Annotated in this window: 16 protein-coding genes; 6 read left to right on the forward strand and 10 right to left on the reverse strand. The window is 72.5% G+C overall.

Annotated features, from left to right (window positions below; all coding sequences use genetic code 11):
• Positions 1 to 13: 13 nt before the first annotated feature.
• On the reverse strand, positions 14 to 1,894 hold the full coding sequence (locus tag DEJ06_RS01160) for a hypothetical protein (protein WP_111038128.1): 1,881 nt from the start codon (positions 1,892 to 1,894) through the stop codon (positions 14 to 16).
• Between the two features lie 87 nt (positions 1,895 to 1,981).
• Positions 1,982 to 3,304: a hypothetical protein gene (locus DEJ06_RS18150; protein ID WP_181437337.1), complete on the reverse strand. Its 1,323-nt coding sequence runs from the start codon at positions 3,302 to 3,304 to the stop codon at positions 1,982 to 1,984.
• A gap of 111 nt (positions 3,305 to 3,415) precedes the next feature.
• Between DEJ06_RS18150 and DEJ06_RS01170 the strand changes: the two genes are divergently transcribed.
• Positions 3,416 to 3,847, forward strand: a complete 432-nt coding sequence (locus tag DEJ06_RS01170) for a GNAT family N-acetyltransferase (protein WP_027466313.1) — start codon at positions 3,416 to 3,418, stop codon at positions 3,845 to 3,847.
• A 44-nt stretch (positions 3,848 to 3,891) separates the two neighbouring features.
• On the opposite strand, the gene DEJ06_RS01175 is transcribed toward DEJ06_RS01170, so the two are convergent.
• Positions 3,892 to 4,419, reverse strand: a complete 528-nt coding sequence (locus DEJ06_RS01175; RefSeq protein WP_027466312.1) for an Lrp/AsnC family transcriptional regulator — start codon at positions 4,417 to 4,419, stop codon at positions 3,892 to 3,894.
• A gap of 9 nt (positions 4,420 to 4,428) precedes the next feature.
• Positions 4,429 to 4,995 carry a TetR/AcrR family transcriptional regulator gene (locus DEJ06_RS01180; RefSeq protein ID WP_111038129.1) on the reverse strand — a complete coding sequence of 189 codons (567 nt, stop codon included), beginning with the start codon at positions 4,993 to 4,995 and terminating at the stop codon, positions 4,429 to 4,431.
• A gap of 119 nt (positions 4,996 to 5,114) precedes the next feature.
• On the opposite strand from DEJ06_RS01180, the gene DEJ06_RS01185 reads away from it, so the two are divergent.
• Positions 5,115 to 6,590 carry an MFS transporter gene (locus DEJ06_RS01185; RefSeq protein WP_111032028.1) on the forward strand — a complete coding sequence of 492 codons (1,476 nt, stop codon included), beginning with the start codon at positions 5,115 to 5,117 and terminating at the stop codon, positions 6,588 to 6,590.
• Between the two features lie 174 nt (positions 6,591 to 6,764).
• On the forward strand, positions 6,765 to 7,214 hold the full coding sequence (locus DEJ06_RS01190; protein WP_111038130.1) for a phage holin family protein: 450 nt from the start codon (positions 6,765 to 6,767) through the stop codon (positions 7,212 to 7,214).
• 49 nt (positions 7,215 to 7,263) lie between these two features.
• Here the strand turns inward: DEJ06_RS01190 and DEJ06_RS01195 are convergent, their stop codons facing one another.
• Positions 7,264 to 7,770 (reverse strand): hypothetical protein, encoded by a 507-nt coding sequence (locus DEJ06_RS01195; RefSeq protein ID WP_017888550.1) that lies wholly within the window; start codon positions 7,768 to 7,770, stop codon positions 7,264 to 7,266.
• Positions 7,771 to 7,810: 40 nt separating this feature from the next.
• Complete coding sequence (locus DEJ06_RS01200; RefSeq protein WP_017888549.1) at positions 7,811 to 8,200, reverse strand: DUF5997 family protein; 390 nt, start codon at positions 8,198 to 8,200, stop codon at positions 7,811 to 7,813.
• Between the two features lie 33 nt (positions 8,201 to 8,233).
• Between DEJ06_RS01200 and DEJ06_RS01205 the strand changes: the two genes are divergently transcribed.
• Positions 8,234 to 9,055: a LysR family transcriptional regulator substrate-binding protein gene (locus DEJ06_RS01205; protein ID WP_220036517.1), complete on the forward strand. Its 822-nt coding sequence runs from the start codon at positions 8,234 to 8,236 to the stop codon at positions 9,053 to 9,055.
• Positions 9,052 to 9,522, forward strand: a complete 471-nt coding sequence (locus DEJ06_RS01210) for a GNAT family N-acetyltransferase (RefSeq protein ID WP_111038132.1) — start codon at positions 9,052 to 9,054, stop codon at positions 9,520 to 9,522. The genes DEJ06_RS01205 and DEJ06_RS01210 overlap by 4 nt, the downstream gene beginning before the upstream one ends.
• 168 nt (positions 9,523 to 9,690) lie before the next feature.
• Here the strand turns inward: DEJ06_RS01210 and DEJ06_RS01215 are convergent, their stop codons facing one another.
• From DEJ06_RS01215 to DEJ06_RS01225, 3 genes are all read right to left on the reverse strand, one after another.
• A complete protein-coding gene (locus DEJ06_RS01215; protein WP_111038133.1) occupies positions 9,691 to 10,371 on the reverse strand; it encodes a DJ-1/PfpI family protein in 681 nt (226 codons plus the stop codon).
• A gap of 88 nt (positions 10,372 to 10,459) precedes the next feature.
• Complete coding sequence (locus tag DEJ06_RS01220) at positions 10,460 to 11,080, reverse strand: DNA-3-methyladenine glycosylase I (protein ID WP_111038134.1); 621 nt, start codon at positions 11,078 to 11,080, stop codon at positions 10,460 to 10,462.
• 37 nt (positions 11,081 to 11,117) lie between these two features.
• Positions 11,118 to 11,534: a VOC family protein gene (locus tag DEJ06_RS01225; protein ID WP_111038135.1), complete on the reverse strand. Its 417-nt coding sequence runs from the start codon at positions 11,532 to 11,534 to the stop codon at positions 11,118 to 11,120.
• 94 nt (positions 11,535 to 11,628) lie between these two features.
• On the opposite strand from DEJ06_RS01225, the gene DEJ06_RS18690 reads away from it, so the two are divergent.
• The gene (locus tag DEJ06_RS18690; RefSeq protein WP_111038136.1) at positions 11,629 to 12,159 is read left to right on the forward strand and encodes a DUF3800 domain-containing protein; all 531 of its coding nucleotides are present in this window, start codon (positions 11,629 to 11,631) and stop codon (positions 12,157 to 12,159) included.
• A gap of 221 nt (positions 12,160 to 12,380) precedes the next feature.
• On the opposite strand, the gene DEJ06_RS01235 is transcribed toward DEJ06_RS18690, so the two are convergent.
• Complete coding sequence (locus DEJ06_RS01235; protein WP_111038137.1) at positions 12,381 to 12,716, reverse strand: hypothetical protein; 336 nt, start codon at positions 12,714 to 12,716, stop codon at positions 12,381 to 12,383.
• Positions 12,717 to 12,728 lie beyond the last annotated feature (12 nt).

Here is a 12,728-nt window from a genome sequence, read left to right on the forward strand (position 1 = left end):
GATCACCCGCCGGTCAGTGCCGGCGACGGAGCACGAGCGTGCCCGCTCCGGCGAGGAGCAGCAGGAGCGCGAACCCGGCGGGCAGGACCGGCGAGCCGGCTCCCGTGTAGGCGAGCTCCGGCTGGCCGTCACCGGCCGCGGCTGCTGCCGCGACGGTCCCGGCGCTGGTGCGGACCCCGCTGGTGGCAGCGGTCGTGGTGGTCACCACACCCGCAGTGGAGGCCCGGGTCGGCTCGACGACGCCGCCCACGCCTACCGAGGTGGTCACCGTGCCGGGCGTGGTGCCGGTGTCGGTGCCCGTCCCGTCGGTGGGGACGGTGCCCGGGTCGGTACCGGGGTCCGTACCGGGGTCGGTACCGGGGTCCGTACCGGGGTCGGTACCGGGGTCCGTGCCCGGGTCCGTGCCCGGGTCCGTGCCCGGGTCCGTGCCCGGGTCGGTGCCCGGGTTGGTCCCGGGGCTCGTGCCGGTGCCGGGGGTGGAGCTGGTGCCGTCACCGACGATGCCGATCCCGTTGCCGCCGATCGTGATCGGCAGGCTGATCACCGGGGTGACCTGGGTGCCGGAGAGCAGGCCGCCGTCGCCGGAGGTCGAACCACCGGCCGCCGGGGTCGTCGTGCCGGTGGCCGGAGCCGTGGCGCCGCCGGTGCTCGTGCCGTCACCGAGGACGCCGATGCCGTTGCCACCGATCGTCACCGGGACGTCGACGACCGGGGACACCTGCGTGCCCGAAGCCGTGCCGTCCGAACCCGAGGTCGTACCACCGGCCGCCGGGGTCGTGGTGCCGGTGGCCGGAGCCGTGGCGCCGCCGGTGCTCGTGCCGTCACCGAGGACGCCGATGCCGTTGCCACCGATCGCCACCGGGACGTCGACCACCGGGGACACCTGCGTACCCGAAGCCGTGCCGTTCGAACCCGAGGTGGTACCACCGGCCGCCGGAGCGGTCCCGGTGCCCGAGCCCGCAGCGGTCGCGGTGCCCGTCGCGGTGCCCGTCCCGAGCAGCCCGATGCCGTTGTCCGCCACCGTGACCGGGATCGAGACGACCGGGGACACCTGCGTACCCGAAGCCGTGCCGTCCGAACCCGAGGTCGAACCACCGGCCGCCGGAGCAGTTCCGGTACCCGTGCCCGCAGCGGGCGCCGTGCCCGTCGCGGTCCCGTCACCGAGGACACCGATGCCGTTGCCACCGATCGTCACCGGGACGTCGACCAGACCGGTCACCTGGGTGCCGGAGAGCAGTCCGTCGGTGCCCGAGGTGGTGGGCGCCGACGGGGCTTCGGCAGCCGGCGCCGGTGTCGCCGCCGCCGGGGCGGTCGACGTCGCGGTGCCGTCGCCGAGGACGCCGATCCTGTTGCCGGACACCGTCACGGGGACGGTCACGGCCGGAGCGACCTGGGTGCCGGAAGCGGTGCCGTCCTCGCCCGAGGTGCTCGGAGCGGGAGCGGCAGGAGCGGCAGGAGCCGGTGCCGGTGCTGCAGGCGCCGGAGCTGCCGCGGGTGCGGGTGCGGCGGCCGAGACCGCGTCACCGGCGACCGCCACGGCGTTGCCGCCGACCGTCACCGGTGCCGCGACGTCCGGCACCACCTGGGTGCCCGAGAGCGTGCCGTCCTCGCCCGAGGTGCTCGGGGCAGGAGCGGTCGTGGCCGGAGCAGGCGCCGGGGCCGGGGCCGGAGCGGCGGGCGTGGACCCCGTCGCCGTCGACACCGCGTCGCCGAGCACGGCGATCGCGTTGCCACCGAGGGACACCGGGGCGTCCACGGAAGGGGCCACCTGGGTGCCCGAGACGGTGCCGTCGGCACCGGATGTCGTGGCCGCGTTCGCCGCAGCCGTGCCGCCGAGCGTGAGCCCGCCGACGAAGAGGGCGAACCAGAGCCCTCTGGAGACGTACTTGTTCATGGTCGTACTCCCTGATCGAGATCGTCACCGACCGCGGACGCAGCCGGGATGTGTGCGTGCCTGCCGTGGCGGACAGGCGCACCGATCTCAGTCAGGGGCGACGTCGTGCTCGCCGACGACCGATGCGGGGACTGCGTCGTCGGAGAGCGTGCCGCGAGACCCCGCGGCGAGGGAGACGATGTCGTCGGTCGAGCCGACGATGCCGACGGCTGCTGCGCCGCCGGAGGTCGAGGAGGCGCTGCCACCGAGCACGCCGTCGTCGGCTCCGTCGAACGGGAGCCCGTGGCCCTCGCCGTCCGCGGGGACGAGCAGCGCGTGTCCGCCGAGGGTCGCGTCCTGCACATCGACGGCCGGGACGACCGGGCCGACCGTTGCCGTCGTGGCAGCTGCAGCGACCCGGTCGGACGGGCGGAGCCCTGCTGGGCGGTCACCCACGGCATCGGCGACGCGTGCGGGCGCGGGTGCGGTGAGCACCGTGGCGCCCTGCGGGGCGACGGTTCCGGGCCGGACGGGTGCGTTCGCGACCGGCACCGACGGGACGGGCCCGGCGGACGGGTTCGAACCGCCGCCCACCGGGAGCGCGGGGACGTCGACGACGGGGGCCGTGCCTCCTGGCAGGGTGCCGCCGACGGACGGGACGACGCCCTCGACCACGTCGGGGACGGTGCCGACGGTCGTGCCGACCGAGCCGAGCGTGTCGTCGACCAGGCCCGTGACCGGACCGGTGACGGTGCCGAGGGTGTCGTCGCCGAGGACCGTGCCGACCACCGGGACGCTGCCGACCACGTCGTCGACGGTGTCGACGACTTCGGTCACGGGGTGCGTGTCGGTGACGCGTTCCACGGTGCCGGTGACGGGGCGCAGGACGTTCGCGACGGTGTCGGTGACCGGCCGGGAGGCGCTGCTCACCTGGTCGACGACCTGTCGCACCGGGCGCGTGGCCGGGTGGGTCGCCGGGGCGGTCGTGGTGGGCTCGGCAGCCGGGGTGGTCGCGACCGGAGCGGGGCTCGACGGCGCGGGGGTTGCGGGAGCCGGAGCGGGGGCTGCGGGTGCCGGTGCGGGAGCCGGTGCGGGCGCTGCGGGCACCGGAGCAGGTGCGGGCGCGGGGGCCGGAGCGGGCGCAGCAGGTGCAGGTGCAGGTGCAGGCGACACGGCCTTGCGGACGGGATCCGTCACGCCGCCGACGACCTTGCCGACCTCGCCGGTCACGCCCTGCACGGTGCCACCGACGCCGTCGACGACGCTGCCGACGAGTCCGCGCTGCTCGGTCGGTGCGGCAGAGGTCGTCGCGGCGGAGGCCGGTCGCGCGCCGAGGAGCAGGGACAGCAGCACGAGGGCGGCGAGGGTCCCGACGCCCAGCAGGACGATGCGGAGTGCGGCGCGCCAGGGTGCGCGCAACGGGTGGTCCATGCGCTCACCTCCTGATCTCGGCTGCGCACGTAGAGTGGTTGACCGGCAATGTACGCCGATCCGGTCCGGAACACACCCTGTTTCGGAAGAAATTCTCAGGAAGGGCCGTCCGTGGTCTCGATCTTCAACGCTCCGACCCGCAACCTGGACATCGTCACGCTGCACGAGATCCTGCGGCTCCGCCAGGACGTCTTCGTCGTCGAGCAGGAAGCCGCGTACGGCGACATCGACGGCCGTGACCTCGAGCCGGGCACGGTGCAGTTCTGGGCCGGCAACGGTTCGGTGGACGCGACGCTCCGGCTGCTCCGCGAGCCCGACGGCACCGAGCGCATCGGCCGGGTCGCCACCGCGAAGCACGCCCGCGGCCAGGGCCTCGGCGCGCAGCTCATGGAGGCCGCGATCGCCGAGTCGCGCTCGCCGAGCATCGCCCTCGGCGCCCAGTCGCACCTGGAGCAGTGGTACGGCCGCTTCGGCTTCGTGCGCTCGGGCGACGAGTACCTGGAGGACCGCATCCCGCACATCCCGATGACCCGGAAGCGCTGACCCGACGGCGCTGTTCTGATCGCGCCGATCAGGGCTTTCGCGCGTCAGGCCCGCCAGCGCCGGAGTTCGTCGAAGGAGCGGCCCTGGGTGGCCCGGTCGGCGACGAGGCGTTCGAACACGATGTTCGTCTGCGTCGTCGCCACCGAGGGGTCACCGCTGAGCTCGTCGGCCACGAAGTCCCGGAGCTGCTCGGTCGACTCGCACGCGATGTGGACGAGGAAGTCCTTGTCCCCCGCCAGGAACGAAACGTCCTGCACGACGGGCACCCGCAGCAGGCGCTTGGCGAAGTCCCGCAGTTCGTGGCGGGCCGCGGCGTGCACCCGGACGGACACCATCGCCTCGATCGAGAACCCGAGCCGGGCGACGTCCACCTCGGCCCGGTAGCCGCGGATCACCCCGGCGTCCTCGAGCGCACGGACCCGTGCCAGGCAGGTCGACGGCGCGATGCCGACGGCGGCCGCGAGCCGGTTGTTCGGGATCCGGGCGTCGGCCGACAGCGTCCAGAGGATGCGCTCGTCGACCTCGTCGAGGCGCGGAGCGGGGTCGGGGCGACGTGCGGGACGGTCGGACACGCCTCGACGCTACCGCGACGGCGCGAGCAGGGCGCGGAGGGCGTCCTCGAGCGCGGCCGACACCACGGCGTCGTCGGCGGATGCCAGTGGTTCCACCGCGGTGGACTGCCGGAGCATCGACATCCCGAGCACCACCGCCAGCGCGATCTCGGCACGGACGAGCAGCTCCTCGGAACCAGCGCCGCCGACCGTGCCCGCGAGCCGTTCGGCGTACCGGCGCAGCGTCGCACGGCGGATGGCATCGGCGCCGTCGTCGCCGGAGGACCGGAGCAGGAGCATCAGCTGCAGGGAGTCGTCGTCGGTCGGGGCGCGCACGATGTGCGTGATGATGCCGGTCAGCGCCCGTTCGAGGCCCTGCTGGCTCGTCTCCTCGGCTCCGAGGTCGCGCACGACGCGGTCGAGACAGGCGCGGAAGAGCCCCTCCTTCGAACCGAAGTACCGGTTGATCAGGGCGACGTTCACCCCGGCGTCCCCGGCGATGTCGCGGACGGTCGTCGCGCGGTACCCGTCGAAGGCGAACCGACGCCGGGCGGCCTGCACGAGCAGGAGTCGGGTGGCCGCGGCGTCCTTGCTCATGGAGCGCAGCCTACCGGGCCTCACAGGGATGTAAGCAAGCGTTGACATGCTCCACCGAGCGCGTACGCTCGTCATGTCAGCAATTGTTTACATCGACGACCACGACGACACGGAGCACGATGACCGACACCATGCAGAGCCCACGGACCGGCTCGCACCCCACCACCGACGGACGCCGGCCGAACAGCACGGCGATCATCGTCTACCTGTCCCTCGGCGGCCTGTCCTTCGCGGTCCTGCAGTCGCTGGTCGCCCCGGCACTGTCGACCATCGGGCAGGACCTCGGCGCCTCCACCAGTGCGACGAGCTGGGTGCTCACCGCGTACCTGCTCTCCGCCTCGGTGCTCACGCCGATCCTCGGTCGCCTCGGCGACATGATCGGCAAGCGCAAGGTCCTGATCGTCGTGCTGTCGATCCTGCTCGTCGGCGCCGTGCTCGCCGCCCTCGCACCGAACCTCGGCGTCCTGATCGTCGGGCGCGCGCTGCAGGGTGCCGCCGGAGCCGTGATGCCGCTGTCGATCGGCATCGTCCGTGACGAGCTGCCGAAGGAGAAGGTCAGCGTCACGATCGGTCTGCTGTCGGCGATCTTCGGCATCGGTGCCGGTGTCGGCATCGTCGCGGCCGGGCCCATCGTCGAGCACCTGTCGTGGCACTGGCTGTTCTGGCTCCCCGCCGTGCTCGTCGTCATCGCACTGCTCGGTGCGGTCTTCGGGATGCCGGAGTCCCCGGTCCGGAAGCCCGGTCGCCTGGACATGGCCGGCACGTTCGTCCTCGCGGTGTCGCTCGTCGCCATCCTGCTCGCCGTCAGCGAGGGCGAGACCTGGGGCTGGGGCGACGGCAAGACCATCGGCCTGCTGGCCCTCGGCGCCGTCGCACTGGTCGTGTTCGTCCTGGTCGAGCTCCGGGTCGCCGAGCCGCTCATCGACGTCCGGCTCTTCGCGGTCCGCGGCGTCTGGACCGCCCACGTCGTCGCACTCGTCTTCGGGTTCGCGATGTTCGGCACCTTCGTCCTCGTGCCGACGCTGCTGCAGCTCCCGACGGCGCTCGGCTACGGCTTCGGCAAGGACGTCACGCAGGCCGGTCTCTTCCTGCTGCCGACCGTCGTGATGATGGTCGTCGCCGGGCCCATCGCGGGCATCCTGGTGCGCAAGGTCGGCCCGAAGCCGCCGATGCTCATCGGCGGGTTCGCCATCGTCGCCGCGTTCGTGCTGCCGGCGATCGCACACGCCGAGCTGTGGCAGGTGGTGGCCTCCGGCGTCCTGACCGGCATCGGCATCGGCATGGCCCTCGCCGCCTGCTCGAACGCGATCATCGAGAGCGTCCCCGCGAACCAGACCGGTGAGGCCATCAGCGCCAACACGGTCGTCCGGACCATCGGCTCGAGCGTCGGCACCGCAGTCATCGCCGCGCTGATCACCTCGCACAGCACGCCGCAGGGGCTGCCGACCGACGACGCCTTCACCATCGGCTTTTGGGCGTGCACCGGTGTGGCGGTCGTGGCCGTGCTCGCCGCCGTCGCCGCGCCGTCGATGCGTGCCCGCCGCGCAGCGGCCGCCGCCCGTGGGATCGACGACCTCGAGGAGGTCGCCGAGTAGGGCCGTGGGCCCGACCACCCGGGAGGCCCGTCCAGCGTCGACGACGCGGGGCGGGCCTCCCGTCCGTTGCGCAACCTGGGAACGCACCGGGCGCACGCGAGTCAGCGTGACGATCATCGGACCGGTCGCGTCCTGTCAGGGGACGCGGACCGCCGCGCCCGGACAGGAGACCCCATGAGCAGCACCGACCACGACGACACCACCGCTCCCGGACGGCCGTCGTTCCGCGACACCGTGACCGCCGGACTCGTGCAGAAGGCCCTCGAGCCGGTGCTGCGCGCCGTGCGCGAGGAGGTCGCCTCGGCGCGGCGCGAGATCGGCGAGCGTGCGAGCGGTGCGAAGACCGGGCTGGTGCTCACCGGGGTGGCCGTCGGGTTCGCCCTGACGACCCTGGTCGCGCTGGCCGGCTTCGCGGTGGCGCTGCTCACCCTGGCGCTGCCGCTGTGGGCGGCGACCGGGATCACCTTCGTCGTGTTCGCGATCGTGACCGCGATCCTGTTCGTCGTCGGCCTGCGCGGGATCCGGCGAGGTGTGCCGCCGGTGCCGAAGGACACGATCCAGGCGGCGAAGCAGCGGGTGACGCAGGCGGCGGACGCCCCGACGGACAGCGCCGCACGCGACTGACGGACCCGACGGACCGGCTGCGGGGCCGCGACCGCCAGCGCGCGCTCCGCTACATCGCCAGGGTCATGCCGACCACGGCGACGGTCATCGCGAAGACCTCGCCGCTGCGGACGGCCCGCCGGTCCTCGCGGCCCCACTCGTACCGGAGCAGCCAGCCGCTGAACGCGCAGTAGCCGATCACGCCGGCCCCGAGCACCGCGGACAGCGCGATGCCGTGCCCCGCGTGGTCGCCGGCGACGCCCGAGGCGTGGCCCATCAGCAGCATCCCGGCCATCACGACGGCGGAGAGCGCGCGGTGGACGTCCATCGGCTCCGCGCGGCGACCGTCGGCGCGACGGCGACGCATCACGGGCAACGGTGCGAGCAGGAGCAGGAGGGTCGCGGCGAACAGGGTCCACACCGCTCCGGCGTCGACGACGGGCATCAGCATCGCGACGAGCATCACGCCCGCGGGCACGATCACGCCCGGGCGCGGTCGGTAGCGGTCACCGACGATGCAGCACACCGACGCGAACTGCGGTACGACGAGCATGGCGTCGGCGACGGTCTCGTGCACGTGGGGCGTCCTCGGTGCGGCGGAGTGGTGCGGGGTGGGGTCAGTCCTCGGCGCGGGCAGCGGCCTTGGCGGCGCGCTCCTGCTTCACGCGGGCGTTCTCGGCGTGCACGGCGGCCTGCGTCGCACGCTCACGGACGAGCCACTCGGGCTTCTGCTCGAGCAGCGTCTTGATGTCCGCCGTGGTCAGTGCGTCGTCGATCCCCGCACGGCTCAGGCCGGAGATGGAGATGCCGAGCTTCTGCGCCACGACGGGTCGCGGGTGCGGGCCGTCGCGTCGGAGGTCCTCGAGCCAGGTCGGGGGTTCGGTGCGGAGCTCGTCGAAGGCGGTCCGCGTGAGGGGAGCGCTCTGGAAGGACTCCGGAGCCGCCGTCAGCAAGATGCCGAGCTTCTTCGCAGCCGTCTCGGGCTTCATGGTCTGTTCCTGCGCCATGAGGACAAGGGTACGGCCCCTATGCTCGTCTGCATGACCGCGGCTTTCACCATCGCCTTCGTGCCGGGGGTCTCCCCCGCAAAGTGGGCCCGTGTCTGGCGGGAACGCTTCCCCTCCATCGAGCTCCGGCTGCGGCCGATCGGCGCCGACGACGTCGACGACACGCTGGCCGGCGAGGCCGACATGGTCTTCGCACGCATGCCCGTGTCCGAGCAGCACAACGCCATCCCGCTCTGGACCGAGACGGCCGTCGTCGCGATGCCCAAGGACTCCCCCCTCGCCGAACTCGCCGAGGTCGACCTCGCCGACGCCGAGGTGCACGTGATCGACGCCGGCCCGGTGCCGGCCGACATCGACGGATCGCTCGACCTGGTCGAGGCGAACGTCGGCGTCGTCGTGCTCCCCCAGTCGCTGTTCCGCGCCGCCAGCCGCAAGGACCTGGTCGGTCGTCCGCTCATGGACGCCGAGGGCACGCGCATCGCGCTGGTCTGGCGGGACGAGGACGCCACCGAGACCACCGAGGAGTTCATCGGCGTGGTGCGCGGGCGGACCGCCAACAGTTCGCGCCAGCCAGGAGGCCCGGATCGCGACGCCGACGACGACTCGCGTCCGGCTCGTGGCAGCGCCAAGGCCGGGTCGGGTGCCAAGGGTGCGTCCAGCGGGTCGGGTGGGTCCGGCGGGTCGGGTGCGTCGGGGTCCAAGGGCGCCGGCGGCGCCGGCGGCAAGGCCAAGGCCAAGTCGCCCGGCAGCGGCAAGTCCGGCGCCGGCAAGAAGTCGAACACCGGCAAGGGGCCGACACCCGGACGCGGCAAGATGCGCGGCAAGCCGAGCCGGGGTTCCAAGGGCAACCGATGACGGACACGCGGCTGGCACTGATGCCGGCCACGCGCCTCCCGGCCTGGCTCCAGCGCACGATGGCCGAGTACGTCGAGTCGCGGATGCAGGCGGGCGAGACCCGCGAGCAGGCCGAGGCGAACGAGCAGCAGTCACGGGACCGCTGGTTCCCGGGCGGGTCCCCCGCCGACGGGCACCTCGTGTGGGACGTCACCGACCAGGACGACACCGTCATCGGGTACCTGTGGATCGGACCGCTCACGCCGGGCAGCACCGACTGGTGGGTGTTCAACGTCGAGATCGACGAGGCACACCGGCGCCGTGGGCACGCACGGCGGGCGCTCGAGCTCGGGCACCGCGCCGCTGCGGAACACGGCGCGACGAGCATCGGGCTGAACGTGTTCGGCTACAACACCGGGGCGCAGGAGCTCTACGCGGCGCTCGGGTACCAGGTGACGTCGGCGCAGATGCGGAAGCCGCTGGTCTAGCGCGCGGCGGCCGCGCGGCGGCGGCTGCTGCTGCGGCTGCTCGGGTCACAACACCCCGCGTGCATGGCCCCGAGCGGTCACGAAGTGTCGACTGGCCGCGCCCGGAACGACGTGTCGTGACCACTCGGCGGAGACCAGCGGGGATTCGTGACCGTCCGAAGGTCCGCGTCAGCGCAGGACGGCTGCGGCGGCGCGGGTCACCCTCGCGCCGCGCGATTCCTCGGCTGCTGCGCGGGCCCGGGTGACGACGACGGCGTCTGCGCGTTCAGCCGATCCCTGGTCGAAGGGCGGTTGCGGGTCGTACTCGATCTGCAACTGGATCGCCTCGGCCGCGGGCTGTCCAGCGAGCTCGGCGGCGAGCCACAGCGCCATGTCGATGCCCGCGCTCACCCCGGCGGCGCTGACGACGGCGCCGTCCCGGGCGATCCGGGCGTCCACGGGCTGCGCGCCGAAGGCCTCGAGCATCGGCTTCGAGGCCCAGTGGGTGGTCGCGCGTCTGCCGGCGAGCAGCCCGGCGGCGCCGAGCACGAAGGCCCCGGTGCACACCGAGGTGATCCACGTCGCGTGCTCGGCCTGGCGCCGCACGAAGGCCACGACGTCCGGGTCGAGCATCGCGTCGAAGGCACCGTCACCACCGGGCACCACGAGCACATCCGCGGGGCCTGCATCCCTGATCGTCACGGTGGGGACGAGCGCCAAGCCGCAGTCGCTCGGCACCGGGTCGAGCGTCGCCGCAACGTACTCGACGCGTGCGCCGGGCACGCGGCTGAGGACCTGCGCCGGACCGGTCAGGTCGAGCTGGGTCAGGTGCGGGAACAGCAGGAACGCGATCCGGATGTCGTCGGCCATGTCGTGACCATAGTCCCGGCGAGGACGTGCGTCATGGGCGGGCTGGCTCGTGCTTGCTCGTGCTCCTGGGCTGGACTGGGCTCGCCTGTCAGCCCCAGATGCCGGAGGTCCCGCGCCGGTGGCTGCCCATCAGGTGGGTGTCGACGATGCCGAGCGCTTCCATCAGGGCGTACATCGTCGTCGGTCCGACGAAGGCGAAGCCGCGCTTCCGCAGCGCCTTCGACAGGGCGAGGGACTCGTCCGACTTCGTCGGGACCTCGGCGGACGACCGCGGCTCGGGCGTGGTCGCCGGCCGGAACGACCACACGAAGTCGGCGAGGCCGCCGTCCTGCCGCAGGGCGATGGTGGCGTTCGCGTTGGTGATCGTCGCCAGGATCTTCGCGCGGTTCCGGACGATCCCGGCATCGGCCATGAGCCGTGCGACGTCGTCCTCGCCGAAGGCTGCGACAGTGTCGGCGTCGAAGTCCGCGAAGGCGGCCCGGAACGCCGGTCGTTTGGCGAGGATCGTGCGCCACGACAGACCGGACTGGAACGCCTCGAGCGAGAGCCGCTCGAACACCCCGCGTTCGTCGCGGACGGGCATGCCCCACTCGGTGTCGTAGTACTCGCGGAGGAGCTCGTCCGACGACGCCCAGACCGGCCGGGCGAGGCCGTCGTCGCCGGTGACGAGGTCGGGCACGGGCGGGGCGTCGACGGGCTCGGTGCTCATGCGACCATCCTGGCGGGCGCCGCCGACAGCCGATCACTCACTCGGCGGGCGGGCCGTCCTGCGTCGCCTGCTCGTCCATCCACACGTACTCCCAGCGGTGTCCGTCCGGGTCGGTGAAGCTCCGCTGGTACATGAAGCCGAGGTCCATCTCCGGGCGGTCTTCGATGCCGCCGGCGGCGACCGCGGCGTCGACGATGCGGTGGACGTCCTCCTTCGACGGGGCGCTGAGTGAGTTGATGACCTCGATCGTGTCGGCGTCGGCGATCGTCTTGTCCGTGAACTCGGCGAACTTCGCTGTCGTCAGGATCATGACGGAGATCGTGTCGGACACCACCACGCACGCCGCGGTGTCGTCGCTGAACGCCGGGTTGATCGAGTACCCGAGCGCCTCGTAGAACGCCTTCGAGCGCTCGAGGTCCGTGACGGGCAGGTTGATGAAGACCATCGTGTCCATGGCGGTTCCTTTCGTCACGCTCAACCTGGCCCCACCCGGTCCAGCGCGCAACCGTTTCGTGGGGGAACCAACCGGTACACAATATGCTGGCCGGATGCGGGCGTACGTGGACGAGTCAGAACCCGGTGGTGGACGGGACCACACCGCGTACGTCCTCGCGGCGGTGATCATCTCAGTCTCGATCAGCGACGCCGCGCGTGCTGACGTCCGAGCGGCGACTCCGAGGCGGATGCGGAAGCTGCACTGGTACGAGGCACTGCCGAGCCAGCGCATCTCGTGGCTCGATCTCCTCCGGCATGCGGTGGCCGTCATCGTGGTCCGGTACGACGGCGCCGTGGCACGGACGGAACGTCGGCGAAGACGGTGCATCGAACGCCTCGTGCACGAACTGGAGCTGCGAAAGGTCGGGCACGTGGTCCTCGAGACACGCGGACCCGCTCGGGACAAGGATGACCGAGCGATGTTCGATGCGCTCCGCGATCGTGGAGTCGGTCACGGAGTGCGGTTCGAGCACCTCAACCCGTCCGAGGAGCCGCTCCTCGCGTTGGCTGACATCGCCTGCGGGGCTCATGTTGCCGGCCTCGCCGGAGATCACGGACTGTCGAGCCCGATCCTGGTCTCCTGACGGAAGCCCCCGAAAGCGCAAATCCTCGGGCCCGCGCTGGCTGCAGGACATCCGAGGATCACTTTCGACCGAGCAGCACCCGATCGACATATCAATGCTACCCGCAACGCTCGGCCCGGGTCAAGGCGCCGGCCGCCGCGGCCGGAAACGACGAAGCCGCTGTCGTCCGACAGCGGCTTCGTCGTTCAGCGTCAGGCCGGGGACGCCCGACCAAAGCAGCCTCAGGCCAGCTCGCGCCCCTCGCCCGCGGCACGCTGGTGCGACTCGCCCTCGGCCTGGCCGATGATGTCCTCGGCGGGCACCGGGTTCAGGCGGTCCCAGAGGAAGAACAGGCCGCCGCCGATGAGCAGCGAGATCCCGACCCACAGGTTGATGTGGATCCCGCCGGTCTTCTCGGGGTCGGTGTTCCAGTGCACGATCCCGACGATGGTCGTGATCACGCCGTACAGGACGAACAGGCCGCCGAGGATGCGGCGCAGGTCGAGTCGGCGGGTGGAGCGGACGAGGGCTGCCTTCTGCTCCTCGGTCATCGCGCCGGGGGTGGTGGTGTCACTCATGAGAAGTGGTCT

It is taken from the genome of Curtobacterium sp. MCLR17_051, from assembly GCF_003234395.1.
Classification (GTDB): Bacteria; Actinomycetota; Actinomycetes; order Actinomycetales; family Microbacteriaceae; genus Curtobacterium; species Curtobacterium flaccumfaciens.

What these genes read in the sequence shown, in the direction of transcription:
- DEJ06_RS18690 (WP_111038136.1), top strand. Translation starts at nt 11,629, where the DNA reads ATGCGGGCGTACGTGGACGAGTCAGAACCCGGTGGTGGACGGGACCAC.
- DEJ06_RS01215 (WP_111038133.1), bottom strand. Translation starts at nt 10,371, where the DNA reads ATGGCCGACGACATCCGGATCGCGTTCCTGCTGTTCCCGCACCTGACC.
- DEJ06_RS01185 (WP_111032028.1), top strand. Translation starts at nt 5,115, where the DNA reads ATGACCGACACCATGCAGAGCCCACGGACCGGCTCGCACCCCACCACC.
- DEJ06_RS01205 (WP_220036517.1), top strand. Translation starts at nt 8,234, where the DNA reads ATGACCGCGGCTTTCACCATCGCCTTCGTGCCGGGGGTCTCCCCCGCA.
- DEJ06_RS01180 (WP_111038129.1), bottom strand. Translation starts at nt 4,995, where the DNA reads ATGAGCAAGGACGCCGCGGCCACCCGACTCCTGCTCGTGCAGGCCGCC.
- DEJ06_RS01200 (WP_017888549.1), bottom strand. Translation starts at nt 8,200, where the DNA reads ATGGCGCAGGAACAGACCATGAAGCCCGAGACGGCTGCGAAGAAGCTC.
- DEJ06_RS01160 (WP_111038128.1), bottom strand. Translation starts at nt 1,894, where the DNA reads ATGAACAAGTACGTCTCCAGAGGGCTCTGGTTCGCCCTCTTCGTCGGC.
- DEJ06_RS01210 (WP_111038132.1), top strand. Translation starts at nt 9,052, where the DNA reads ATGACGGACACGCGGCTGGCACTGATGCCGGCCACGCGCCTCCCGGCC.
- DEJ06_RS01235 (WP_111038137.1), bottom strand. Translation starts at nt 12,716, where the DNA reads ATGAGTGACACCACCACCCCCGGCGCGATGACCGAGGAGCAGAAGGCA.
- DEJ06_RS01225 (WP_111038135.1), bottom strand. Translation starts at nt 11,534, where the DNA reads ATGGACACGATGGTCTTCATCAACCTGCCCGTCACGGACCTCGAGCGC.
- DEJ06_RS01220 (WP_111038134.1), bottom strand. Translation starts at nt 11,080, where the DNA reads ATGAGCACCGAGCCCGTCGACGCCCCGCCCGTGCCCGACCTCGTCACC.
- DEJ06_RS01190 (WP_111038130.1), top strand. Translation starts at nt 6,765, where the DNA reads ATGAGCAGCACCGACCACGACGACACCACCGCTCCCGGACGGCCGTCG.
- DEJ06_RS18150 (WP_181437337.1), bottom strand. Translation starts at nt 3,304, where the DNA reads ATGGACCACCCGTTGCGCGCACCCTGGCGCGCCGCACTCCGCATCGTC.